17 protein-coding genes are annotated in these 23811 nt (G+C 74.7%); 3 read left to right on the top strand and 14 right to left on the bottom strand.

Going from position 1 to position 23811, the window contains the following annotated elements; all coding sequences use genetic code 11:
• Positions 1 to 58 precede the first annotated feature (58 nt).
• From ACIQUQ_RS00360 to ACIQUQ_RS00345, 4 genes are all read right to left on the bottom strand, one after another.
• Positions 59 to 790, bottom strand: coding sequence for an AIM24 family protein (locus ACIQUQ_RS00360; RefSeq protein WP_403969379.1), 732 nt, complete (start codon positions 788 to 790; stop codon positions 59 to 61).
• An 18-nt stretch (positions 791 to 808) separates the two neighbouring features.
• Positions 809 to 1486, bottom strand: a complete 678-nt coding sequence (locus ACIQUQ_RS00355; RefSeq protein ID WP_403969377.1) for an AIM24 family protein — start codon at positions 1484 to 1486, stop codon at positions 809 to 811.
• Between the two features lie 8 nt (positions 1487 to 1494).
• The gene (locus tag ACIQUQ_RS00350; RefSeq protein WP_403969374.1) at positions 1495 to 3213 is read right to left on the bottom strand and encodes a TerD family protein; all 1719 of its coding nucleotides are present in this window, start codon (positions 3211 to 3213) and stop codon (positions 1495 to 1497) included.
• Positions 3214 to 3364: 151 nt separating this feature from the next.
• Positions 3365 to 4024: a M48 family metallopeptidase gene (locus tag ACIQUQ_RS00345; protein ID WP_403969371.1), complete on the bottom strand. Its 660-nt coding sequence runs from the start codon at positions 4022 to 4024 to the stop codon at positions 3365 to 3367.
• Positions 4025 to 4074: 50 nt separating this feature from the next.
• Between ACIQUQ_RS00345 and ACIQUQ_RS00340 the strand changes: the two genes are divergently transcribed.
• Complete coding sequence (locus ACIQUQ_RS00340; protein WP_403969368.1) at positions 4075 to 5217, top strand: TOMM precursor leader peptide-binding protein; 1143 nt, start codon at positions 4075 to 4077, stop codon at positions 5215 to 5217.
• Between the two features lie 41 nt (positions 5218 to 5258).
• On the top strand, positions 5259 to 6602 hold the full coding sequence (locus tag ACIQUQ_RS00335) for an ABC1 kinase family protein (RefSeq protein WP_403969365.1): 1344 nt from the start codon (positions 5259 to 5261) through the stop codon (positions 6600 to 6602).
• A 31-nt stretch (positions 6603 to 6633) separates the two neighbouring features.
• Here the strand turns inward: ACIQUQ_RS00335 and ACIQUQ_RS00330 are convergent, their stop codons facing one another.
• From ACIQUQ_RS00330 to ACIQUQ_RS00310, 5 genes are all read right to left on the bottom strand, one after another.
• Positions 6634 to 6840 carry a hypothetical protein gene (locus ACIQUQ_RS00330; protein WP_403662618.1) on the bottom strand — a complete coding sequence of 69 codons (207 nt, stop codon included), beginning with the start codon at positions 6838 to 6840 and terminating at the stop codon, positions 6634 to 6636.
• A 119-nt stretch (positions 6841 to 6959) separates the two neighbouring features.
• Complete coding sequence (locus ACIQUQ_RS00325) at positions 6960 to 7286, bottom strand: hypothetical protein (protein ID WP_399945167.1); 327 nt, start codon at positions 7284 to 7286, stop codon at positions 6960 to 6962.
• Complete coding sequence (locus ACIQUQ_RS00320) at positions 7283 to 7651, bottom strand: WhiB family transcriptional regulator (protein ID WP_399945165.1); 369 nt, start codon at positions 7649 to 7651, stop codon at positions 7283 to 7285. The genes ACIQUQ_RS00325 and ACIQUQ_RS00320 overlap by 4 nt, the downstream gene beginning before the upstream one ends.
• 177 nt (positions 7652 to 7828) lie before the next feature.
• Positions 7829 to 8218, bottom strand: a complete 390-nt coding sequence (locus ACIQUQ_RS00315; protein ID WP_403969362.1) for a hypothetical protein — start codon at positions 8216 to 8218, stop codon at positions 7829 to 7831.
• A 114-nt stretch (positions 8219 to 8332) separates the two neighbouring features.
• Entirely contained in the window at positions 8333 to 10504 is a 2172-nt protein-coding gene (locus ACIQUQ_RS00310) for an ATP-dependent DNA helicase UvrD2 (protein WP_403969360.1), read from the bottom strand.
• 203 nt (positions 10505 to 10707) lie between these two features.
• Here ACIQUQ_RS00310 and ACIQUQ_RS00305 point away from each other — a divergent pair, with 203 nt between their 5' ends.
• On the top strand, positions 10708 to 10962 hold the full coding sequence (locus tag ACIQUQ_RS00305) for a mycoredoxin (RefSeq protein ID WP_403969357.1): 255 nt from the start codon (positions 10708 to 10710) through the stop codon (positions 10960 to 10962).
• A gap of 88 nt (positions 10963 to 11050) precedes the next feature.
• Here the strand turns inward: ACIQUQ_RS00305 and nudC are convergent, their stop codons facing one another.
• The 5 genes from nudC to ACIQUQ_RS00280 all read right to left on the bottom strand — a co-directional run bounded on the left by nudC (position 11051) and on the right by ACIQUQ_RS00280 (position 23581).
• Positions 11051 to 12013: an NAD(+) diphosphatase gene (nudC, locus tag ACIQUQ_RS00300; protein ID WP_403969354.1), complete on the bottom strand. Its 963-nt coding sequence runs from the start codon at positions 12011 to 12013 to the stop codon at positions 11051 to 11053.
• Positions 12014 to 12135: 122 nt separating this feature from the next.
• A complete protein-coding gene (locus tag ACIQUQ_RS00295) occupies positions 12136 to 13563 on the bottom strand; it encodes a dipeptidase (RefSeq protein ID WP_403969352.1) in 1428 nt (475 codons plus the stop codon).
• A 9-nt stretch (positions 13564 to 13572) separates the two neighbouring features.
• A complete protein-coding gene (locus ACIQUQ_RS00290; RefSeq protein WP_403969349.1) occupies positions 13573 to 17916 on the bottom strand; it encodes a UvrD-helicase domain-containing protein in 4344 nt (1447 codons plus the stop codon).
• Between the two features lie 563 nt (positions 17917 to 18479).
• Entirely contained in the window at positions 18480 to 23024 is a 4545-nt protein-coding gene (locus tag ACIQUQ_RS00285) for a UvrD-helicase domain-containing protein (protein WP_403969346.1), read from the bottom strand.
• Between the two features lie 167 nt (positions 23025 to 23191).
• Complete coding sequence (locus ACIQUQ_RS00280; protein WP_403969344.1) at positions 23192 to 23581, bottom strand: MGMT family protein; 390 nt, start codon at positions 23579 to 23581, stop codon at positions 23192 to 23194.
• Between the last annotated feature and the right edge of the window lie 230 nt (positions 23582 to 23811).

The following is a 23811-nucleotide window of genomic DNA, read 5'->3' as shown; positions in this document are numbered from 1 at the left end:
CGGTCCCACGGTGTGGGGCCGCCCCCGTCGCGTACCGGCGGGTGCCGGGCAGGGCACGTCAGGCGCGGCTGCCGCCCATGGAGTTGCCGCGCAGCCCGAAGCCGAAGGCGCCGCCGCGCAGGTGCAGCGGGGGCATCAGCTCGCTCGGCTGGACCAGGACGTACCCCTGGCCCTGGAACTGCATCTCCCAGCCCTCGCCCGTGGCGCCGCGGCGGCGCCAGACCGAGGACGTGGAGGTGGGGGCCTGCATCTGGGTGCGCAGCGTGGTCGACCAGGCGATGACGGCGTCCGCGTCCGCGCAGATGTTGCTGTTCGGCGTGACCTCCAGGACCAGCGGCTCGCCCGAGGTGAGCAGGGCGACCTGGCCGCTGCCGGTCAGCTCCAGGTTGTAGGCGCCGGCCGAGGCGACGCCGACCGCGCTGTCCACGGCGACGATGCCCACGCCCAGGGTGGAGTCGAAGGCGAGGACCGAGGCGCTGTCGACGGTGATGCCGCCGCCGACGTCCATGACGTGGATGTGCTGGGCGAAGTTGGCCAGGTAGACCTGTCCGTTGCCCTTGCACTTCATCAGTTCCAGGCGCTCGTGCGTCATCCGCTCGACGTTGCGCCAGCTGCGGTTCTTGTACTGGCTCTGGAAGTCCACCTGGCCCTCGAAGGCGACCATGGCGCCCTGGCGGGCGAGGACGGATCCGGGGCCCTGGCCGATCTCGGCCTTGAGCAGCTGGGAGTTCTGCAAGGTGTAGCGCCCGGTCGACTGGACCGGGACGTGTGCGAAGAGTGTGCTGTGCATGATGGCTCGGTGCTCCTCTCAGCCCCGGATCTTGAAACGGTCGCCGGTGTCCTCGCTGGGCTGGACGACCACGAAGCCCTGGCCCTTGAAGCCGATCTGGAGGGCCTCGCCGCTGCCCCGGCCGATCAGGGCGCTCGCCTTGACGGTGCGCTTGGCCTTCAGGTCGAGGCCGGTGGTCCAGGCGACGAGCGCGTCCGGGTCGACGTACGTCTCCCGCTCGGCGCAGTCGAGGACGGTGGGGATGCCGCGGCTGACCAGGGCCACCCAGCCGGTGCCGCGGACGACCAGGTTGGTCAGGCCGGAGCCGGAGAGCTTGGCGATGCCCTTGACCGGCTCGATGGCGAGCTGGAGGGAGGCGTCGCAGGCCAGGAGGGTGGCGCCGTTGACCGAGAGGGCCTCGTTGTTGAGGTGCAGGACGACGACGTCCGCGCCGTAGTCGGCGAGGTAGAGGTCGCCGTCGCCGCGGCAGAGCATGAGCCGGCCGCCCTCTCCGGTGACCATCTCCTCGGCGGAGCGGCGCAGCGTCGCGGGGGCGGCGTCGAACTGGACGTAGCCGTTGTACGCGATCATCGAGCCGGCCTTGGCGATGAGGTCCTGGCCGGTGACCATCGTGACCTTGAGGGTCTTCGCGCTGTGGACGGCCATCCGGACCCCGGTGGGCGCGGCGCTGTGGGCGTTGAGTGTGTACGTATCCATGGCCTGCCTCACGCCTCGAAGGGCTGGACGACGACGAAGTTGCCGGGGGCGCCCCGGAACTGGAGGTTGACCGCCTCCGACTGGGCGCTGGCGTAGCCGGAGCGGCGCAGGCGCAGCGCGGTGGTGGTGACGGCCTGGGCGCCGGCGGACCAGGCGATCACCGCGTTGCCGTCGACGTACGTGGCCTGGCCGACGGGGAGGACCACCGGCGTGCCGCGGGTCTTGACGACGACGGCCCCGGTGCCGGAGAAGGCCATGGCGAAGAAGCCGCCGCCGGGCAGGCCGGCGCCCTCGATGCGGCGCACCTCGGTGTCGAGGCTCTCGTCGAAGGCGAGGACGCCGTGGGCGCTGGTGTAGATCTGCTCGTTCTCCAGGCGGATCACGAAGACGCGGCTGGCCTCGTCGGCGAGGAAGACCTCGCCCTCGCCGGAGCAGCGCATGAGGGACATGCCCTGGCCCGTGAGCTGGCCGGTGAGCTTGCCGAGCAGGCCCGAGCCCTTGTGGGCGAAGTCGATGTCGCCCTGGTAGGCCACCATGCTGCCCTGCTTGGCGAGGATGGCGTGGCCCTTGGCGAGGGTGGCGCGGACCTGCTGGGGGTTCTGCTCGGTCCAGCGGTCCCCCGCGGCCGCCTCGGCGTACTTGGTGAGGACGACGCGCAGGCCGGCCTCCGGGGGTACGGGCGCCAGCTGCTGGCCGCCGCCGAAGGGCTGCTGGCCGGGGATGCCGGGGGGCGTGGTGCCGGGCGGGGTGGTGCCGGGGAAGCCGGGCGGGGTGGTGGCGGCCGGGTAGCCGGGCGGGGTGGTGGCCGCGGGGTAGCCGGGCGGGGTGGTGGCCGCGGGGTAGCCGGGCGGGGTCGTGGCCGCCGGGTAGCCGGGCGGGGTGGTGGCCGCGGGTGCCGCGGGGGCCGCCGGGGCGAAGGGGGCCGGTACCGCGGCGGGGGGCGCGGGCGGCGCGCCGAAGGGGGCGGCCGGCGCCGGGGGCGCGGTGGGGGCCGCCGGGGCGGCGGGCGCGGGCGGCGCCGCGGGGGTGAAGGGGGCCGTGGGGGCCGGGGGCGCGGGCGGCGCGCCGAAGCCGGCCGTCTGCGGGGTGGGGGTGCCGAAGGCCGGGGCGGGGGCGGGGACCGGGGCGGGTGCCGCGGGGGCCGGCGGCGGGGCGAAGCCGGGGGCGGCCGCGGGTGCCGCGGGCTGCGCCCCGGGCTCCTCGGCGACCTCGCCGCCGAAGTTCTGCAGCAGGGCCGCGAGGCCTCCGTCGAAGCCCTGGCCGACCGCCGCGAACCGCCAGACGTCCTTGAGGTAGAAGTCGCCCAGCATCACGGCGCGCTCGGTGCTGAACTCCGCGCCCGTGAAGGCGTACCTGACGACCTCTTCACCGCCCGCGACGACCCGGATGTAACCGGGGCCGACCTGCGACATCTGTCCGGCGCCGTCGATGGTGGCGGTGAAGCTCAGCTTGTGGATCGAGGCGGGGATCCGGTCCAGCGTGACGCGGAAGGACTCCGTGTCGCCGGACTGGGGGCCCAGCTGCTGGATGGCCTCCTCCGGGGACTTCGGCTGGTTGAAGAAGACGAAGTAGCGGTCGTCCGACAGCCGCTCGTCGGCGTCGAGTCCGAAGCAGCTGATGTCGAACGTCAGCCCGGGGCCCGAGATCTGGACCCCGACATAGAGGTCCGTCCCCGCCGTGAGGTCACTGATCTTGGCCTTGTGGCCGCGTTGGAATTCCCTGGCCATGCGTACGACCGTCCCCCATCCCGAAATGTGAATGCGTTCAGCGAGTCAGGCTAACGGCAATCTTCGAGATCCAGCCAAGCCGGTACGCAGCCGGTACATTTCACGGCCCGTCACCGGGGGCGCGGACCGGTCACCGGGGCGGGGTGCCGGCTCAGGTCTCGCGGGGCGCGGGGAGGTGCGGGAGGCGGTCGGCGGCGACCACGCCCTCCAGGTAGCCGCGGGCCCGCTCGGTACGGGGGTACGCCTCCAGCAGCCGCCAGAAGCGGGGACCGTGGCCCGGGACCAGCAGGTGGGCCAGCTCGTGCAGCAGGACGTAGTCGACCACGTACTCGGGCATGCCCTGGAGGCGGTGGGACAGGCGGATGCTGCCCTCGGCGGGGGTGCAGGAGCCCCAGCGGGTGTTCTGGTTGGTGACCCAGCGGACCGAGGCGGGGCGGGCGCGGCCGTCGTAGTACTGGTCGGACAGGCGCGCGGCGCGCTCGGTCAGCTCGGCGTCGCCGAGCGTCCGCCTGCTCTCCTGCGCGGCCAGTTTGTCGAGCATCAGGCCGACCCAGCGCTGCTCCTCGGCCTCGGACATCCGGGCAGGGATGAGGACGACCGTGCGGTCGCCTTCCCGGTAGGCGGAGACGGTCCTGCGGCGGCGCGCGCTCCGGCGGACTTCGACGGCGCTGTGCGGTGGATCGGCGGACACGCCCAAGACCGTACCGGGTGGCCGTGGCCGAAGTCCTCCCCCTGCCGGGTTTGAACGATTAATAGCCTTAATTCCTGCTGCCTGTGGACAACCCCCGGCAGGGGTTCCGGGGATGGGCATTCTCGCTGGTGTGCGGGACGGTCCCGGCATCCACGGAAGTGAGGCATGTGATGTATCCGAAGGTGAAACCTGCATTGGCGCGTGCCTGGCGCGATCTTCAGACGGTGCAATTCGGGGTGACGCCCGCGCACGCGGTGGTGTTCGGTCCGCTGGACAACGCCGCGGGCGGATTCCTGGACCTGCTCGACGGCACGCGTGCGCTGCCGGCGCTCCGCGAGGGGGCCGCGGCGCTCGGGCTGCCCGAGGGGCACGCCGACCTGCTGGTGCGGCGCCTCGCCGGGGCGGGGCTGCTGGACGACTCGACCGCCGGCGGCCCGGCCGCGGAGGCGATGCGGCGCCGGATGGACATGGTCGAGCGGTTACGCCCGGACCTGGGCTCCCTGTCACTGGTGCGGCGGGAGCCGGGCGGCGCGCTGCGGGGGCTCGCGGCCCGGCGGGCCGTGCGGGTCCAGGTGCGGGGGCTGGGCCGGGTGGGCGCGCTGGTCGCGGCGGTGCTCGCGGGTGCCGGGGTCGGCCGGGTCGAGGGGGTGGACGGGGGCGTCGTGGAGCCGGGTGACGTGGCGCCCGGCGGTCTGCCGCCGGACTCGGTGGGGATGCGGCGGGACGACGCGGTGCGGCAGCTGGTGCGGGCCGCGGCTCCTGCGCCGCCGCCGAGGAGCGGGCCCGCGGGCGGTGCGGGAGCTGCGGAGCCGGGGCTGTCCCTGGTGGTGGTCGCGCCGCGGCAGGGGCTCGCCGTGTACGCGCCGGACCCGGCGGAGACGGCCGACTGGGTCGGCTCGGGCACCCCGCACCTGTTCGCGGGGGTACTGGAGGGGACGGGGGTGGTGGGGCCGCTGGTGCTTCCCGGGGAGACCGCCTGTTCGGGGTGCCTGGAGCGGGACCGGGTGGCGCGCGACCCGGCGTGGCCGCGGCTGGTGACGCAGTGGCGTTCGGGGCGGGGACGGGCTGGTCCCTCGTGCGACCTCGGGGTGGCCACCGCGGTGGCCGGGCTGGCCGCGGCCCATGCCCTGGCGTTCCTCGACGGCCGGCTGCCCGCGTCCGCCGGAGCGCGCTGGGAGGCCGCGGTGCCCGAGCTGGACTGGCGGCGGGATCCCGTGCCCGCGCACCCCGACTGCCCGTGCGGGGCGGCCCGGAGCGGAGAGGGGGAGCGCACCAGCGTCGGGCGAGAGCCGCAGGACACAATGGCCCGGTAACCGCCGTCCGCGGCGCGGCTGTGTGGGAACTGGAGGGGCGCATGTCTGATCTTCCCCGGAAGGCGGTCACCCGTACCGTCAAGCTGGCCGCGCTGCCCTTGGGCATCGCGGGGCGGGCCACCTGGGGCCTGGGCAAACGGATCGGCGGGAAGTCCGCGGAGATCGTGGCGCGTGAGCTGCAACAGCGCACCGCCGAGCAGTTGTTCCGCGTACTCGGCGAGCTGAAGGGCGGCGCGATGAAGTTCGGGCAGGCTCTGTCCGTCTTCGAGTCCGCACTGCCGGAGGAGGTGGCCGGCCCGTACCGCGCGGCGCTGACCAAGCTCCAGGAGGCGGCCCCGCCGCTGCCGGCCGGGACGGTGCACCAGGTGCTGGCCGAGCGGCTGGGCGACAACTGGCGGGACCTGTTCCTGGAGTTCGAGGACAAGCCGGCCGCTGCGGCGTCGATCGGGCAGGTGCACCGGGCGGTGTGGCACGACGGGCGGGAGGTCGCGGTCAAGGTCCAGTATCCCGGTGCCGGTGAGGCGCTGCTGTCGGACCTGACGCAACTGGGCCGGTTCGCCCGGCTGCTGGGGCCGCTGATCCCGGGCATGGACCTCAAGCCGCTGATCACCGAGATGCGGGACCGGATCGAGGAGGAGCTCGACTACGAACTGGAGGCGGAGGCCCAGCGGTCGCACGCCGACGTGTTCGCCGACGACCCCGACGTGGTGGTGCCGGACGTGGTGCACCAGGGCGAACAGGTGCTGGTGAGCGAATGGATGGAAGGGATACCCCTGTCGGAGGTGATCTCCGACGGCACGCAGGAACAGCGGGACGCGGCCGGTCAGCTGCTGGCGCGCTTCCTGTTCTCGGGCCCGGCTCGGACGGGGCTGCTGCACGCCGACCCGCATCCGGGGAACTTCCGCCTGCTGGAAGGTGCCGACGGTGTCCTGCGGCTGGGCGTGCTGGACTTCGGCACCGTCGACCGGCTGCCGGGCGGACTGCCGGCGACGATCGGCCGCTCGCTGCGGGTGGCGCTGGAGGGCGATGCCGAGGCGGTCTACGAGGAGTTGTGCGCCGCGGGGTTCGTGCGGAGTTCGATCGAGCTGGATCCGGACGCGGTACTGGAGTACCTGCGGCCCATCATCGAGCCGGCGGACGTCGACGAGTTCACCTTCACCCGGGGCTGGATACGCGGGCAGGCGGCACGGATCGCCGATCCCCGCTCCCCCGCACACCAGTTGGGCAAGCAGCTCAACCTGCCGCCCGCCTACCTGCTGATCCACCGGGTGACGCTGAGCACCATCGGGGTGCTCTGCCAGCTGGGCGCGACGGTGCGGCTGCGGGAGGAACTGCAGACCTGGCTGCCGGGATTCCTCGCGGAGGAACCGGTCCACGGGGACTGAGCCGCCGGCAGGGGGGCTGCCCGGCCCGGGGTCACCACCAGGACGAGTCGAGTCTCCCCTCGATGGCCCGGATGTTGGCCCGGGCACAGTCGTCGCAGAAGAACTGTCTGCTGCCGTTCTCCACGGAGCAGGTCCAGGTGACCGGGGGGCCCTCGGGGGCCTGTTTGCCACAGCGCGCGCACACGACGGCCCCGTTCGCGGGACCCGGCGGTGGGGGGTGGGGAGTCTGCTGGTCCACCTCCAGACGATATCGCCGGGACGTGTTGACGGGGTCCGCAACGCACCGTGGGGACCGGTCCGTTCGGACCGGTCCCCACGGGAGGCGGATCGGGCTGGGTCAGCCTTCGGGCCGCCGGATCAGTGCATGACCGCCATGGCCAGCGCGCGGCGGGCGCGCATGGAGACGCGCTCGGCGCGCCGCTGCATGCGGCGGGCGGCGATCAGGCGCACGGCCTGACGTTCCGCCTCGACCTCACGCAGGCGTTCGTGCATATGGGCACGGGCCAGGGCTTCTGGGATGAGTTGCATTTCGCGGGTCCTGTTCTGACGCGAGATGTGCGCGCCGGGAGTGTTGAAGTCAGTGGTGGCGGAGCCGGACGGCTGCTCGGAGGTGTGGGGGGTCATCGGGGCCTGCTTCGGAGGTTCGTGCGTGAGGGGACGGTCGATGGTGCCGATGCCGGTCATGCCGCGACCGGGTTCTTGCGCGGGCGGCCACGGGGCCGCTTGCGGGCGACGACCACACCCTGGACGAAGAGCTCTCCGCCCCAGACGCCCCAGGGCTCGCGGCGCTCCTTCGCGCCGGCGAGGCAGGCCTCGACCAGCGGGCAGGTGCGGCAGAGCGACTTGGCGTACTCGACGTCGGCCGGGGACTCGGCGAAGAAGACCTCCGGGTCGTAGGTACGGCACGGAACGGGCACGCCGAGGTTCTCGATGGCGTCGTCGAGCGCGGTGAGCGCGGTGAGCGGAGTCAAGGCGGAGTCCTCCGGGACTGCGGGCGGGGAGATCATCTGGGAGGGCGGTACGGACGGGGCGTGCGCTTCGAGTTGCACGGTGGTTTCTTCCTCGTCTGTTCTGTTCGGCCTGTTGGCCGGGGTTCGGCTGGTACCGGGTGTTGCTGCCAGTCCCGAGGCCCCTTCGCTCCGTCGTCCCCGTTCGGGGACAAACAGAAGGGCCGCGGATCCCGGGTGGGGTTCCGCGGCCCTGAAGGCGCCTGCCTGATCAGGAGATCAGGCTGGATCACTCCAGGGTTCGTGCCCACGGAAGGCCCACATCGTGTGGTGCTGCGTCGTCTGCTTCAGGGATCCGGCACCGGTGGCCGCAAAGGCATAGGCATCTGCCTGAGCCACTGCTACTGCTGCCGGTGCCTGGGTCGGTCGCTCGCTCCGCTCATTGCGCTCACGGACCGGAAGGGTCGCGAGGGCGGCGGGACCGCCGACGAAGGCAGCGGACAGACCGGTGCCCTGAGCAGCGGGAATGAACGAGACGAGCTGGGTGGAGCCGAGCAGGCAGGAAGCGGCGACCGAGCGATCGGTCATTTTGGTGAAGGTCATGAAGCTGGTCACTGGTCTCGCCTCCTCTCGGCGTCTCGGGGACGGTGGCCCGGGGGCCTGTCCCATGCGTATTCGGATAAGTACAGCACGGAGCGGGGGCCTCAGAGAAGCCACCGTTTCCGTTGCTAAGAACCTATGGGGAGCTGCGGGGCATGTGCAAACTATTTTTCCGACGAGTTTCTACGCGTCGCCCCCGTCCGCCTCCCCGGGCTCCTGACCTGCGCAGATGGCCAGGACGTCGGCTCCGAACCGCTCAAGCTTGCGGCCACCCACCCCTGAGATCATCGCGAGCTCTCCCCCGTCGGAGGGCGCGGCCTCGGCGATCGCCATCAGGGTCTTGTCCGTGAAGACGCAGTACGCGGGCTGCCCCAGGCTCTTCGCCTGCTCCGCGCGCCAGTCGCGGAGGCGCTCGTAGAGCCCCTCGTCCATGTCGGAAGGGCAGTCCTCGCAGCGCATGAGCTTCATCTCACCCGCGTCGTTGAGCGTCTTGCCGCACACCCGGCACAGCACGGGACCGCGGTGCCGCCTGCGGGCGCCCCGCTCGATGCCGCCGGCCCCGCCGGTGCTGCGGGGGCCCCCGCCCAGGGAGCCGGGGCGCAGGCCGTTCAGGAAGCGGCTGGGGCGGCGGGAGGCCCGGCCGCCCGGGGACCGGGCGAGCGCCCAGGACAGCGTGAGGTGGAGGCGGGCGCGGGTGACGCCGACGTAGAGCAGGCGCCGCTCCTCCTCGATCTGGTCGTCGCTCTTCGCGTATGTGATCGGCAGCATGCCGTCGGTGAGCCCGACGAGGAAGACGGCGTCCCACTCCAGACCCTTGGCCGCGTGCAGCGAGGCGAGCGTGACGCCCTGCACGGTCGGGGCGTGCTGGGCGGCGGCCCGCTCGTCGAGCTCCACCACGAGATCGGCCAGGGTGACCTCGCGCCGGGCGCGGGCGAAGTCCTCGGCCAGCCGGACCAGGGCGGCCAGCGACTCCCACTGGTCCCGGACGGCACCGGAGCCGGCGGGGGGCTGCGGTGTCCAGCCGTTCGCGCTGAGCACCGCGCGGACCTGCGCGGGGAGCTCGACCACGTCGTCCAGCAGCGGGTCGTTCGCCCCGAAGCGGGCGGCGCTGCGCAGCTCGGCGATGGCCCGGCGCACTTCCTGGCGCTCGAAGAAGCGTTCGGCGCCGCGGAGCTGGTAGGGCACACCGGCGTCGGCCAGGGCCTGCTCGTAGACCTCGGACTGGGCGTTGATCCGGAAGAGCACGGCGATCTCGCCGGCGGGCACGCCGCTCTTGATGAGGTCGCGGATCCGGCGGGCCACGCCCTCGGCCTCCGCCGGCTCGTCGGCGTATTCCGCATAGACCGGCTCGGGGCCCGGCTCGCGCTGGGAGACCAGCTCCAGCCGGTGGTCGGCGGCCCGCCCGCGGGCCTGGCCGAGCAGGCCGTTCGCCAGGTGGACCACCTGGGGGGTGGAGCGGTAGTCGCGGACCAGCTTGACCACGGTGGCCTGCGGGTGGCGGTTCCGGAAGTCGAGCAGGTGGTCGGGCGTGGCTCCGGTGAAGGAGTAGATGGTCTGGCTGGCGTCGCCGACCACGCAGAGGTCGTCGCGGTCGCCGAGCCAGAGTTCGAGGAGCCGCTGCTGGAGCGGGCTGACGTCCTGGTACTCGTCGACCACGAAGTGCTGGTACTGGGCGCGGATGGTCTCCGCGATGTCGTGCCGGTCCTGGAGGATGCCGACCGTGAGGAGCAGCACGTCCTCGAAGTCGATCATGACGCGGTCGCGCTTCAGCTGTTCGTAGGCCGAGTAGATCTGGGCGATCTCCGCGGCGTCCCGGGGGGCCTCGCGGCCGGCCTTGTGGGCCGCGGCCGGATAGTCGCCGGGGACGGTCTGGGTGACCTTGGCCCACTCGATCTCGCCCGTGACGTCCCGCAGCTCGTTCCGGTCGAGGCGGACGCGGCAGCGGGCCCCGGCCTCGGCGACCAGCTGGATCTTGCGCTCGACGAGCCGGGGCAGCTCCCCGCCCACGGCGCGCGGCCAGAAGTACTGGAGCTGGCGCAGGGCGGCCGAGTGGAACGTGCGGGCCTGGACCCCGCCGGCGCCGAGCGCGCGCAGCCGGCCGCGCATCTCGCCGGCCGCGCGGTTGGTGAACGTGACGGCCAGCACGCTGGCGGGCTGGAGCACGCCGGACCGCACGCCGTACGCGATCCGGTGGGTGATGGCCCGGGTCTTGCCCGTGCCCGCACCGGCCAGCACGCACACCGGCCCCCGCAGCGTGGTCGCCACCTCGCGCTGCTCCGGGTCCAGGCCCAGGAGCACCGCGTCGGCCGACTCCGCTTCGGAGGGGAAGGAGGGGGAATGCGTTGCTGCTGTCACACAGCCATGCTGCCAGGTCCCGCGAGGCGGACGCGGCGGTTGTCCACAGGGGTGGGGGGTCTGTCGTACGAATATGACTGATGCCACTGGGCAGGCGCCGGGAATGACCGGGGGCCGCCGTACGTTCGAATGGTCGGACCGACGTGGCCGCCAGGGCCCCGCCGGTCCGCTCGTGACCACGTCCCCAGAGGAGCGCACCCACCATGCAGGGTTCCGTGACGATGTACAGCACCACCTGGTGCGGCTACTGCCGCCGGCTGAAGAGCCAGCTGGACCGGGAAGGCATCGCCTACACCGAGATCAACATCGAGCAGGACCCGGACTCGGCCGCGTTCGTCGAGAAGGCGAACGACGGCAACCAGACCGTCCCCACCGTCCTGGTGGTCTCCTCCTCCGGCAGCGAGCGGGTCATGACGAACCCGAGCCTGGCCCAGGTGCAGCAGGCCCTCGCCGTCTGAGGCCCGCACCGCGCGACGCCGAGCCCCCGCCGAGGCGGGGGCTCCGTGCGTTGCGGGCGCCCCGCACCCGCGTGCCGGGGCTGCCGGGTCAGCCCAGCGGCTTCGGCAGCGGTTCGCCGTACCAGAGCTCGACCAGCCGGGCGGCGATCGAGATCCCCGACAGGGGCACGACCTCACCGGACTCGAAGGCCAGGCGCAGCTCCTCGCGGGAGAACCAGCGGGCCTCCTGGATCTCCTCGCCGTCCACGTTGATCTCGGAGCTGGTGGCCCGGGCCCGGAAGCCCAGCATCAGGCTGGACGGGAACGGCCAGGGCTGGCTGGCGACGTACTCGACCTCGCCGACGGTGACGCCGGCCTCCTCCCACACCTCGCGGACCACCGACTGCTCGATGGACTCGCCCGGCTCCACGAATCCGGCGAGCGTGGAGAACCGGCCCTCGGGCCAGTGCACCTGGCGGCCCAGCAGCGCGCGGTCCTGGTCGTCGGTGACCAGCATGATCACCGCGGGATCGGTGCGCGGGTAGTGCTCGGCCCCGCAGGCCGGGCAGCGGCGGACGTGCCCGGCCGCGGCCACCACGGTGCGCTCGCCGCAGCGCGAGCAGAAGCGGTGCAGCCGCTGCCAGTTCTCCAGCGCCACCGCGTGCACCATCAGCCCGGCGTCGCGGGGCGACAGCAGCAGGCCCGCCTCGCGCAGCCCCGCGGGGCGCGCGGACTGGTCCATCCGGCCCGGCAGCGAGTCCTTCTGGAGGGCGAAGTAGCTGACGCCGTCCTCGTCGGTGCCCAGGAAGTAGCGGTGGGTCTCGGTCAGGGGCGCGTCGAAGGCCGGGGTCATCACGATCCCGGTGCCGCCGTCCGGGGTGTCGTCGATCAGCACCTGGCCGCCGGAGACCACGAAGACTCGGGTGGTCGGGTGGCTCCAGGCAGCCGCCAGCCAGGCCTCGTCCAGGCGGTGGTGGGCGGCCCGGTCGATGCCACTCGGCGCGGTCAGCGAGACGGGACGGCCCGCCGTCAGACCCAGGTTCTCGGTCGAGGTGCTCACAGGTGCTTCCAACTCCCCCGTTGTGTGGTGAACGGTGCGTGTGTGGTGCGGTGCGGCGCACGTGATCGTCGGTGACGGCCGGCCGTGAGGGGCGGCCGGCCGGGGCGGGCTCGGACAGGGGCCGCCCTCCCCGGTTACCGGTGGGCTGCGCCCCCGGTCCAGTTCTCCGCCAGGTCGCCCCACAGGTACGCGCTGGCCTCCACGCCCTTGAGCAGCAGGTCCAGCTCGATCTTCTCGTTGGGGGCGTGCCAGCCGTCGGACGGTACGGAGATCCCGAGGAACAGCACGGGGGCTCCCAGCACGTCCTGCAGGTCGGCGGCCGGGCCCGAGCCGCCCTCGCGGGTGTACCGGATCTTCTCGCCGAAGGCCCGGCCCATGGCCCGGGTCACCGACTGCAGCGCCGGGTGGTCCAGCGGCGTCAGGCAGGGGCGGGTCGGGGCGCCGAAGACGATCTCGTGGCGGATGCCGGCCGGGATCTGCGCCGCGACCCAGTCCTTCACGGCCGCCTCGATCACGTACGGGTCCTGGCCGGAGACCAGGCGGAACGACAGCTTCAGCTGCGCGCCCTTGGGGATGATCGTCTTGCCGCCGGGGCCCTGGTAGCCGCCGCCGATGCCGTTGAGCTCGGCGGTCGGGCGGGCCCAGACCCGCTCCAGCGTCGAGTACCCGGCCTCGCCGAGGGTCCCGTGGGACTTGGCGGTGCGCAGCCACTCGGCCTCGTCGAAGGGCAGCTCGGCGATCAGCTCGCGCTCGGCGGGCGAGAGCTCGGCGATGCCGTCGTAGAAGCCGGGGATGGTGACCCGCTCGTCCTGGTCGTGCAGCGCGGCCACCAGGCGGGCGGCGACGGTGGCCGGGTTGGGCACGGCGCCGCCGAAGGAACCGGAGTGGATGTCCTGCTCGGGGCCGAAGAGCTCGATCTCGCAGTCCGCGACGCCGCGCATGCCGGTGCACACCGTAGGGGTGGTCTCCGACCACATGCCGGTGTCGGAGACGATCACCACGTCCGCGGCCAGCCGGGCGGCGCGCTCCTCGACGAGGTCGCGGAAGTTCGGGGAACCGGACTCCTCCTCGCCCTCCACCAGCAGCTTGAGGTTGACCGCGGGCGCGGTGCGGCCGGTGGCGGCCAGGTGCGCGCGGACGCCGAGGGTGTGGAAGAAGACCTGGCCCTTGTCGTCGGCCGCGCCGCGCGCGTACATGCGGGCGCCGCCCCCGGCCGTCTCGACGATCACGGGCTCGAAGGGGTCGGTGTGCCAGCCGTCCTCGCGGGCCGCGGGCTGGACGTCGTGGTGGCCGTAGACCAGCACGGTCGGCGCCTCCGGGTCGCCGCTGGGCCACTCGGCGAACACCGCCGGGGCGCCGGGCGTGGGCCAGACCTCCGCGACCGGGAAGCCGGTCTCGCGGAGCTTGGCGGCCAGCCAGTCGGCGCTGCGCCGCACGTCCCCGTCGTGGTCCGGCTGGGCCGAGACGGAGGGGATGCGCAGCCACTCGGCGAGGTCGTCGAGGAAGGCGGCGCGGTGCGTGTCGACGTACGTGCGGACGGCGCTGTCCGGGGTGAGGCTCATACCCCGAGCCTAGCCGCCCGTCCGGGGCCCCCTTCCCGCGCCCGATTTGCCTTGGAGGATCCGCTCAAGGCGGGCCCGGCCGGGCAGCCGGGAGGGGCGGATCACCCGGCCGCTGCGGACGTGCAGGAACGCGGCGGCGACCCGCTCCGGGTCGATGCCGTGGGCCTCCGCCCAGGCCAGGCGGTAGATGGCCAGCTGGAGGGGGTCGGCGTTCGTGCCGTGGCCGGTCTTCCAGTCGACGATCTCGAAGCCGCCGTCGTCCGTGCGGTAGACGGCGTCGATCCGGCCCCGGACCACCCGGCCCGCAAGGGTGACCTGGACGGGCACCTCCATGCGGTACGGGGTGCGGGCCGCGTACTCGCTCCGCTCGAAGCTGGCCTTGAGCAGCTCCAGGTCGCGCTCGTCGGCGATCTCCGCGTCCGTGCCGGGCAGCTCCTCGGGGTCGAGGAGGGGGAGCTCCAGCTCGTCGAAGCGGGACTCCACCCAGGCGTGGAAGCGGGTGCCGCGGCGGGCTGCGGGCTGCGGGGGCTTGGGCATGGGGCGGGCGAGCTCGCGTACGAAGCCCTCCTCGTCGGCGGCGAGCCGCTGGAGCTGCGACGCGGTGAGCGCCTGCGGGAGCGGCACGTCGCGCACGGCGGCCCGCGCCCGGCGCAGCTCTCCGGCGAGCGCCTCCAGGTCCCGGTCCCAGGACGCGGCGAGCCGGGCCTCTTCCGGCGAGAGCCGGGGCGCCCGCGGGGTGCTGCCGGCACGTCCGTGCCCGGCGGCGGCGCCAGGGGTCCGGGGCACGGGCAGCCCGGAGCCGCCCGTGCGCCCGGCGTCCCCCACGTCCTCCCGCACGACCTCCCCGGCCCAGGGGTCCTCACCGGCCCAGGGGTCTCCGGAGACGCCCGCGGCACGGGAGGCGTGGGCCGTCTCCGCCCGAGCCTTGCCGGCGTCCCTCCCGTCCGCGCCTGCCGGATGCGGCACGCGACCGGCGGAATCGTCCTCCTGCGGAGCGCCTGCCCGCGCGTCCCCTCCGGCCCAGGCGTCGCCGGAGACGCCCCCGGCACCGGAGGCGGGGTCCGCCTCGTTCGCGTCGGCCGACCGGTCCCCCTGCATGCCGTCCGCCCGCAGGGGCTCGCCTGACCGGGGGTACGCGTGGTCTGCGGGCGAGCGCGAGCCCGTCGTCGCTCCGCCGCCGGGGGCGGGGGCCCAGGGGTCCTCACCGGCCCAGGGGTCGTCGTCGCTCCACCGGGCTTCGGCCGCCCAAGGGGCCTCCTCGGACCACTCGTGGGCGGAGGTGTCCGGGAGGGCGGGGGTGGCGCCTTCGGCGGACGCACCGGGGCCGCCCTGCGGTGCCGCCGCGTCGTCCGCGGCCGGCAGGCCGGTACGGACGTCCTCGCCCGCCCACAGGTCCTCTCGGCGGTCTGCGTCCCCGGAGGGACGGAGGCCGGCCGGGCGGTCCCGGTCCGCATCCTCCGCATCCGCATCCACGGTGGCGCGTACGCCACGGGCCGCCCCCGCGGCGGGGACAGCGCGGCTGGGCGGCGGCCCGTCCTGGGCGGCGTACGCCGTGCCGTCCGGCGGGGGCGGGGCGTCCGGGCCATACCAGTCGTCAGGGAAGGGGTCGTCGCAGTGCGGCGGCCAGAGGTACTCCCCGGCGTCCGCGGCGGGCGGGCCGGCGTGCCGGCCGGCACCGGGGCCGCCCGTGCGGGCATCAGCGGGCCGCTCGTCCCGGGGCTCCTCGGAGGGCACTCCCGCCGGACGGTCCCAGGAGTCGTCCCAGAGCTCGTCCCCCGGGACAGCGGCAGGGGCGCTCACGGCCGGGCGCACGCGGGACCCACGTCCGCCGGGACCCGTGCCACCGGAACCCGCACCCGCGCCCGGGCCGGAGGCCTCCAGGTGGGCCAGGACCAGGTCGGCGGCCGCGCGGCGGCGGCGGAGGGACGCGCGGTCCAGTGGCAGCGGCCAGGACCGGTCGTGGGCGGGGGTGTCGAGGGCCGGGTTCGACTCGTCCTCGCCCGGCCGCTCCGCCCAGACCTCGATCTCCCCGTGCCCCGTCGCGCAGTGCGCGTACAGCGCCTCCAGGAACGCCGACGGGCCCCGCAGCCGCTTCTGCGAGGGCCCCCACCAGTGCCCGGAGGCCAGCAGCAGGGAGCGCGGCCGGGTGAAGGTGACGTAGCCGAGGCGCAGCTCCTCCAGCTCCGTGTGGTCCTTCATCTCGGCCTTGTACGCCTTCATCGCGGCCGAGGTCCAGCCCCCGACGTCCGGCAGCGTCGCCGCGTCCCCGCGCAGGGCGTGCGGCAGCACCTGCGGCTGCGCCGTCCACGACTCGCGCGGCCGGTCCGAGGGGAAGGCCCCGGTGACCAGCGACGGCACCGCCACCACGTCCCACTCCAGGCCCTTGGACTTGTGGGCGGTCAGCACCTTGACCGTGTTCTCGCCGCCGGGCAGCGAGTTGTCCAGGCCCTTCTCGTACTCGGCTGCGGTGCGCAGGAAGGACAGGAAGGCCAGCAGCGAGGTCTGGCCGTCGAGGGCGGCGAAACCGGCGGCCACGTCCAGGAAATTGGACAGGGTCTCGCGCCGCCGGGCGGCCAGCGCGTGCGGCGACGCCGACAGCTCCACGTCCAGCCCGGTGGCGGACAGCACCCGGTGCAGCACGTCCATCAGCGGGTCGGCCAGCCCGCGCCGCAGGTCGCGCAGCTCCGCCGCGAAGCGGGCGAACCGCACCCGGGCGTCGGCGGAGAACGGCAGGCCGTCCTCCACGCCGCCGTCGAGGAACGCGTCGAGCGCGTCGGCCAGCGAGATGATCTCCGAGGGGTCGACGCCCTCGACGGCCTCCGCCAGCCGGTCCGCCTCGGCCTCCCCCCGCTCCCGCGCCACCAGGAGCCGGGCGCGCCGCCCGAGCAGCGCCAGGTCACGCGCGCCGATCCGCCAGCGCGGGCCGATGAGCAGGCGGACGAGCGAGGCGTTGGCCCCCGGGTCCTGGAGCACCTCGCACATGGCGACCAGGTCGGCGACCTCGGGCAGGTGCAGCAGCCCGGACAGGCCGACGACCTCGACCGGCACGTCCCGCGCGACCAGCGCGCCCTGGATGGCCGGGAAGTCGGCGGCGGACCGGCACAGAACCGCGATCTCCCCCGGCGCGGTGCCGGTGCGCACCAGGTGCGCAAGGCGGTCCGCCAGCCAGTCCAGCTCCTCGGCGTGCGTGGGCAGCAGCGCACACCGGGCGTAGCCGTCCCGCTCCGCGCCCGGGGCGGGGCGCAGCGCCTCGACGCCCTCGTGCATCGCGCGCAGCGGGGCGGCCAGGCCGTTGGCGAGGTCGAGCAGGCGGCCGCCGCTGCGGCGGTTCTCGCTGAGCGAGTACCGGGTGGCCGGGCTGCCGTCGGCGTACGGGAAGTGCTCGGGGAAGTCGTCCAGGTTCGCCACGGAGGCCCCGCGCCAGCCGTAGATCGCCTGGCAGGGGTCGCCGACGGCGGTGACGGCGTGCCCCGTACCCCCTCCGAACAGCCCGGACAGCAGCAGCCGCTGCGCGACGGACGTGTCCTGGTACTCGTCCAGCAGCACGATCCGGAACTCCTCGCGCAGCAGCGCACCCACCTCGGGCCGGGTGGTGGCGAGCCGTGCGGAGAGGGCGATCTGGTCGCTGAAGTCGAGCAGGTCGCGGGAACGCTTGGCCGCGCGGTACCGCTCGGTCAGCTCCAGCAGCTCCAGCCGGGCCGCGGCCGCCGCGGGGACCTTGCGCAGCTCCTCGTTCCCGAGCTTCACCCCGGCGAGGCCGGCGAGCAGCCCGGTGTCGTACGCGCGCAGCCGGTCCGGCTCCACCAGGTGCTCGGACAGCTCCGAGTCCAGCGCCAGCACGTCTCCGACCAGGTCGGGCAGCGAGCGGGTGAGCGCCGGGTACGGCCCGGGCGCCTCACGCAGCACGCGGGCGGCCAGCTGGAACCGGGTGGCGTCGGCGAGCAGCCGCGCACTGGGCTCCAGCCCGATGCGCATCCCGTGGTCGGTCAGCAGCTGCCCGGCGAAGGCGTGGTACGTGGAGATCCTCGGCTCCCCCGCCACCCCGTCCGGATCCCCGGGCAACGGATCGGGGTCGGTCACCCCGGCCCTGACGAGCGCGGCACGCACACGCTCGGCGAGCTCGCCGGCGGCCTTGTTGGTGAAGGTCAGCCCGAGCACCTGCTCGGGCGCGACCTGCCCGGTGCCCACCAGCCACACCACGCGCGCAGCCATGACCGTGGTCTTCCCCGACCCGGCTCCGGCCACGATGACCTGCGGGGCGGGCGGCGCGGTGATGCAGGCCGTCTGCTCCGGGGTGAAGGGGATGCCGAGGAGCTCTTTGAGCTGCTCGGGATCGGTGATGCGTGCGGACACGAGAAAAGAGGCTAGCCGGGTCCACCGACATCCCGGACGTTCCGTTCCCCACACCCCCGGTACCGCACGTGTCCCCCACCCCGCCCTACACCTCACCCCACCTCTGGGTTCCTTGGCAGGGCCTGGTGGGTCGTGTGGTGTGTGGGGAAGGTGCTTGACGCGTCGTGGCAGGCTGGACCGGAGGCAGGCCCGGGCCGGGGGTGGCCGAAGGCCAGGGGCGAAGCGCTGCAGCTACCCGGCGGGGCGATACCGGCACCCGACCCCGGCGTGCCGCACCCCACTCCCCCGCACTCCCCTTGGCCGCCCTGGTGGGTCGTGTGGTGTGTGGGGGAGGTGCTTGAGGCGTCGTGGCAGGCTGGTCCGGAGGCAGGCCCGGGCCTGGGGTGGCCGAAGGCCAGGGGCGAAGCCCCCTTGCCCCAGGGGTGGGCCTGCCGCAGGGCCTGCAGGCCACGACGGGTCAAGCACCGAGGGGACCCACGCACCACGCGACCCACCCCCAAAGCGAGCTCCGGCGGCCCGGCGGGACAGAGCGGCACCCGGAAGCACCAGCTCACCCCGCCCCCTCACTCCACCACGTGCCGCCCCTCCGGCCGCGCACTGCAGGAGCTGCGGAACGAGCAGTACGTGCAGTGCCGCCCGGCAGCCGGAGTGAACCGCTCGTCGAGCACCCGCCCCGCGGCCCCCGCCAGCAGCTCACCGACCCACTCGCCGGCCAGCGGCTCCTGGGCCTGCACCTTCGGGGCGTCTTCGCCGCCGTCCTTCTTGGCCGCGCCCTGGCGGAGCTGCACCAGTTCGGCGCCGCCGGCGGCGGGCCGTACCCCGGCGAAGGCCTCGTCGACCGCGCCCTCGCGGACCGCCAGCTGGTACACGGCGAGCTGCGGGTGCCGGGCGACCTCGTCCCGGGTGGGGGCGTTCTTGCCGGTCTTGAAGTCGACGACGTACGCCCGCCCCTCCGGATCGGACTCGACGCGGTCCATGGAGCCCTTGATCCGGACCTGGTACTCGCCTGCTTCCAGCGTGACGTCGAACTCGTGCTCCGTGGCGACGGCGGTGCGGCCGCCGCGGTCGGAGACGTGCCAGCGCAGGAAGCGCTCCAGCGCGGCGCGGGCGTTCTCCTTCTCCTGGCGCGACTTCCAGGGCGCGTCGAAGGCGAGGGCGTCCCAGACCGAGTCGAGCCGTTCCATCAGCACGGCCAGGTCGGCCGGCGTGCGGCCGGAGGCGACCTCGTCGGCCAGGACGTGGACCACGTTGCCGAACCCCTGGGCCGCCGTGGCGGGGGCGTCGGCCTTGACCTCGCGGCCGAGGAACCACTGGAGGGAGCAGGTGTTGGCGAGCTGGTCCAGGGCACTGCCGGAGAGCGACACCGGGCGGTCGCGGTCGCGCAGCGGGACGCTGGTGCGCGTCGGCTCGTACAGGCCCCACCAGCGGTGCGGGTGGGCGGCCGGGACCAGCGGCTGGCCGTCGTCGTCGGCGAGCGCGGCGAGCCTGGCCAGCCGCTGGGCGGCGGCCTCGCGGAGGGCGGGTGAGGCGTCGGGGTCGACGGTGGTGGCGCGGAGTTCCGCGACGAGCGCGGACACCGCCAGGGGACGGCGGGGGCGGCCGGTGACGTCCTTGGGCTCCACGCCGAGCTCGGTGAGGAAGCGGGAGGGCTGGTCGCCGTCGTCCGCGGGTGCCTTGACGGCGGTGACGACCAGCCGGTCGCGGGCGCGGGTGGCGGCGACGTAGAAGAGACGGCGCTCCTCGGCGAGCAGGGCACCGGGGGTGAGGGGCTCGGCGAGGCCGTCGCGGCCGATGCGGTCGGCCTCCAGGAGGGAGCCGCGGCGGCGGAGGTCGGGCCAGAGGCCTTCCTGGACCCCGGCGACCACGACGAGACCCCATTCGAGGCCCTTGGAACGGTGGGCGGTCATCAGGCGGACGGCGTCGGGGCGGGCGGCGCGCCCGCCGAGGGTGTCGGCGGCGATGTCCTGGGCCTCGACCTCTTCGAGGAAGTTGAGCGCGCCACGGCCGCCGGTGCGCTCCTCGGCACGGGCGGCGGTCTCGAAGAGCGCGCACACGGCGTCGAGGTCGCGGTCGGCGTTGCGGCCGCCGGGGCCGCCGCGGCGCGCGGAGCGTTCGAGGCGGGTGGGCCAGGTGGTGCCGTTCCAGAGCTCCCAGAGGGCCTCCTCGGCAGTGCCGCCGCCTTCGAGGAGCTCGCGGGTCTTGCGGAGCAGCATGCCGAGGGTCTGGGCGCCGCGGGCGTACGCGGGGTCGTGGGCGGTGAGCCGCTCGGGCTCGGCGAGGGCGCGGGCCAGGAGTACGTCGCTGGGCGCGGGTACGCGGATGCCGGCGGCGCGTTCCTCGTCACGCAGGGCGCGGCCGAGGCGGCGGAGGTCGGCGGCGTCCATCCCTGCGAGGGGCGAGGTGAGGAGGGTGAGGGCCGCCTCGACCCCGACCCACCCTTCCGCGTGCGCGGCTGCGGTGGTCCCGCCGCCCGTCCCGCTCCCGGGCTCACCGCCCGTCCCGCTCCCGGGCTCGCCGCCCGTCCCGTCCCCGGAGTTGCGCCCCGGGTCACTGTCCCGCCCGCCCACCCCGAATTCCGGAGCAGGCTCCGAGTCCTCGGCCTCGCCCCCGGCACCCAATGCCTCCGGCCCGTCGACGTGCACGGAAACAACGCCGGAGCCGGCGGACGCCGCCGCGTACGCCGAGGCGCCGCCCGCACCGGACCCGGCGCTGCGCGCCGGGGCCACGTCCCGCCCGCCCGCCCCAAAGTCCGGAGCGAGCTCAGAACCGCCGTCGGCCGCACCCGACGCCTCCGGCGCGACAAGGGGCGCCGGCTGCGGGGCCCCCGTAGCGGCTGACGTGGTCGTGGGGTCCACCGGCAGCGGCACCGGCTCGACGCCGGGCGGCGCGATCGGGGCCGGGCCAGCGGCCTGGACCCGTGCGCCGGCGACCGCAGACGGCGCAGCAGCGGGCGTGGCCGAGTCAGCGGCGGCCGGTTCGACAGCAGCAGCGCCCGGCTCAACCGCGACCGCGGCAGGAGCAGCCGGCTCCACGGCGGGGGCGGCCTGCCCGGCGGCCGCAACCGCGGCGGCGGCGACCGCGGACGGCGCAGCAGCGGGCGTAGCCGAGTCAGTCGCGGCCGGTTCGACAGCAGCAGCGCCCGGCTCAGCCGCGGCCGCGGCAGGAGCAGCCGGCTCCACGGCGGACACGGCCTGCCCGGCGGCGGCCGCAACCGCGGCGGTGGTGGTCGCGGACGGCGCAGCAGCGGGCGTGGCCAAGTCAGCCGCGGCCAAGCCGACAGCAGCAGCGCCCGGCTCAGCGGCGGCCGCGGCCGCGGCAGGAGCAGCCGGCTCCACGGCGGGCACGGCCTGTCCAGCGGCGGCCGCAACCGCGGCGGTGGTGGTCGCGGACGGCTCAGAGGAACCCGGCACCTCCGGAGCCTGCTCGGCGGCCTGGGCCGGGTCGGCACCCCGGGACACCGCGGCGGGCGCGGCCGACGGCCGCATCTCGCGGCCTTCGCCCGCCGGCGACGCTGCCGGCGACGCATCGGCGCCCAGGGACCCATCGGCAGCCAGCGACGCACCGCCAGCCGAAAACGCATCGCCGCCCGGCGCCCGGACGGACTGCTCGCCCATAGCCGCAGCCGCACCCGCAGCCGGAAGCAGCGGCTCCGGCCGAGCCGCCTCCGGCCCGACCGCCGCCGGCCCAGCCGCCTCCGCCCCAGCCGCCGCCAGCCCGGCCGCCTCCGCCCCGCCCGCCTCCGCCCCGCCCGCCACCGCCCCGCCCGCCGCCGGTCGGGTCGCTGCCGTGGCCGTTACCCGGAGGGCCGTCAGGAGGGGGTGCACTGCCGGTTCGTGGCGGAGGGGGGTGTCCGACGCCGGGGTTTCGACCGGGACGCCCGCCGACGTCAGGGCACGGCGCATCGCGGGGAGGCGGCCGCCCGCGCGGACCAGGACGGCCATGTCCTGCCACGGCACGCCGTCCTCCAGGTGGGCCCGGCGCAGCAGGTCGGCGATGTTGTCCAGTTCCGCACCCGGCGACGGGTACGTGAAGACCTCCACCGAGCCGCCCGGCCGCACCGCCTCCAGCGCCCGGTGGGCCTGCACCGCGGCGGCCGGCAGCCGTGGGACCGGCATCCGCCGGGTGAGCAGCCGGGTGGCGGCCAGCAGCGCCGCCCGGGACCGCCGCGAGGTGTCCAGGACCCGGACCGCGGCACCCGGGAAGTCCTCCCGGAAGCCGAGGATGCCGTTCAGGTCCGCGCCGCGGAAGGCGTAGATCGACTGGTCGGGATCGCCGAAGGCGACCAGGCCCCGCCCGCCGCCCAGCGCCTTCAGCAGCCGGATCTGCGACGGGTCGGTGTCCTGGTACTCGTCGACGAAGACGGCGTCCCAGCGCCCCCAGAGGCCCGCTTCCGCACGCTCGGCCAGCAGCACCGCCCGGTGCACCAGCTCGGCGTAGTCCAGGGCCCCCTGGGCGTCCAGTACGTCGAGGTACTCGTCCAGGAAGCGGGCCGCGGCGGCCCAGTCCGGCCGCCCGAGCCGGGCCGCGAACGCGCCCAGCGCGTCCGGCGACAGGCCCAGCTCCCGGCTGCGGGCGAGCACGGCCCGTACCTCGTCCGCGAAGCCGCGCGTGGTGAGCGCCGCCCGCAGGTCGGACGGCCAGGAGATGGAGCCCAGGTCCTTCTGGCCGGCCAGCAGCTCGCGCACGGTCAGGTCCTGCTCGGGACCCGACAGCAGCCGCAGCGGCTCGGAGAACAGGTCGGCGTCCTGGTGGGCCCGGACCAGCGCGTAGCAGAAGGAGTGGAAGGTGGTGGCCTGCGGCGCCCGCGCGCCGCCCAGCCGGAGCGCCACGCGGTCGCGGAGCTCGACGGCGGCCTTGCGGCTGAAGGTCAGCACCAGGATCCGCGCCGGGTCCGTGCCCTCCTCCACGCGCGCCGCGACGGCCTCGACCAGCGTGGTCGACTTGCCGGTGCCCGGCCCGGCCAGCACCAGCAGCGGCCCGCCCCTGTGATCAACCACCGCACGCTGCGCTGCGTCCAGAACAGGTGTATCCACGTGTTCCGGCCCGGTGCGCACCAGCCGGTACGCGTCGGGAGTCCGCGTACGTCGGCTGGAAGGGGAGGAGCTCACGTGGGTCGCCGGTCCTGGTTCGGGGTGTTCGGGGTGGTGCGAGCGCGCGCGCTCGAAGAGAAGACGCTACGCCAAACGGGCGGCGAAGCGCATCGCGCTCACGCCGGTCCGCTCATCCCCCGTACGGACGTACGAACACCCGCGCGGGCGCCCCATGGCGGAAGCTGTCACTTGTGAGCATCCCGCGCCGGGCCCCCCGCCTGCCCGTCCCACCGCGCCCGTCTCATGTCGAGCCGCGGCACGTGCCCCTCGGCGCTCCGGCCCGCCTCCCGCAGCGGGGTGCCCTCGTCCCGGTAGTGCGCCAGCGCCCGCAGCTCGCTCCCGGGCAGCAGCACGCCGTCGGCCCGCACCACCCTCCACCAGGGCACCGCGGAGCCGTACAGTGCCATGACGCGGCCCACCTGGCGCGGGCCGCCCTCCTCCAGCCACTCGGCGACATCGCCGTAGGTCATCACCTGGCCGGGCGGAATCCGCTCGGCCAGGTCCAGCACCCGCTCCGCGTACTCCGGGTACTCGGGCAGGTCTCCGTCAGACAGCTCCGCGCTCATCCGGCCCATGGTGCCGCAGCACACCGACAGCCGGGGCGGCGGCGAGGGCGCGAGCGGGCCCCCGGAGCCGGACCACGGCCCTCCGGATGCCCGGCACGCACCCTGATGCCTGCCCGGTCAGCCGGTCCGTGCCACCATCTTCCGGGCGGTGACTGGTGATACGAGAACAAGAAGAGATCCAAGAAGAGATCCGTAAAGAGTCGCGAGAAGACGCGTCGGACGACACACCGAGGGAGCAG

The organism is Streptomyces sp. NPDC101118, assembly GCF_044759445.1.
Classification (GTDB): domain Bacteria; phylum Actinomycetota; class Actinomycetes; order Streptomycetales; family Streptomycetaceae; genus Streptomyces.
Note: the sequence above shows the minus strand (reverse complement) of the source record. Positions and strands in the feature narration are given on the sequence as shown.

Bases quoted from the DNA above. Each gene is read 5' to 3' on its own strand.
- ACIQUQ_RS00340 (WP_403969368.1), top strand. From the start codon at position 4,075: ATGTATCCGAAGGTGAAACCTGCATTGGCGCGTGCCTGGCGCGATCTT.
- ACIQUQ_RS00345 (WP_403969371.1), bottom strand. From the start codon at position 4,024: ATGCCCATCCCCGGAACCCCTGCCGGGGGTTGTCCACAGGCAGCAGGA.
- ACIQUQ_RS00315 (WP_403969362.1), bottom strand. From the start codon at position 8,218: ATGGGACAGGCCCCCGGGCCACCGTCCCCGAGACGCCGAGAGGAGGCG.
- ACIQUQ_RS00295 (WP_403969352.1), bottom strand. From the start codon at position 13,563: ATGAGCCTCACCCCGGACAGCGCCGTCCGCACGTACGTCGACACGCAC.
- ACIQUQ_RS00280 (WP_403969344.1), bottom strand. From the start codon at position 23,581: ATGGGCCGGATGAGCGCGGAGCTGTCTGACGGAGACCTGCCCGAGTAC.
- ACIQUQ_RS00335 (WP_403969365.1), top strand. From the start codon at position 5,259: ATGTCTGATCTTCCCCGGAAGGCGGTCACCCGTACCGTCAAGCTGGCC.
- ACIQUQ_RS00305 (WP_403969357.1), top strand. From the start codon at position 10,708: ATGCAGGGTTCCGTGACGATGTACAGCACCACCTGGTGCGGCTACTGC.
- ACIQUQ_RS00350 (WP_403969374.1), bottom strand. From the start codon at position 3,213: ATGGCCAGGGAATTCCAACGCGGCCACAAGGCCAAGATCAGTGACCTC.
- ACIQUQ_RS00355 (WP_403969377.1), bottom strand. From the start codon at position 1,486: ATGGATACGTACACACTCAACGCCCACAGCGCCGCGCCCACCGGGGTC.
- ACIQUQ_RS00325 (WP_399945167.1), bottom strand. From the start codon at position 7,286: ATGACCGGCATCGGCACCATCGACCGTCCCCTCACGCACGAACCTCCG.
- ACIQUQ_RS00360 (WP_403969379.1), bottom strand. From the start codon at position 790: ATGCACAGCACACTCTTCGCACACGTCCCGGTCCAGTCGACCGGGCGC.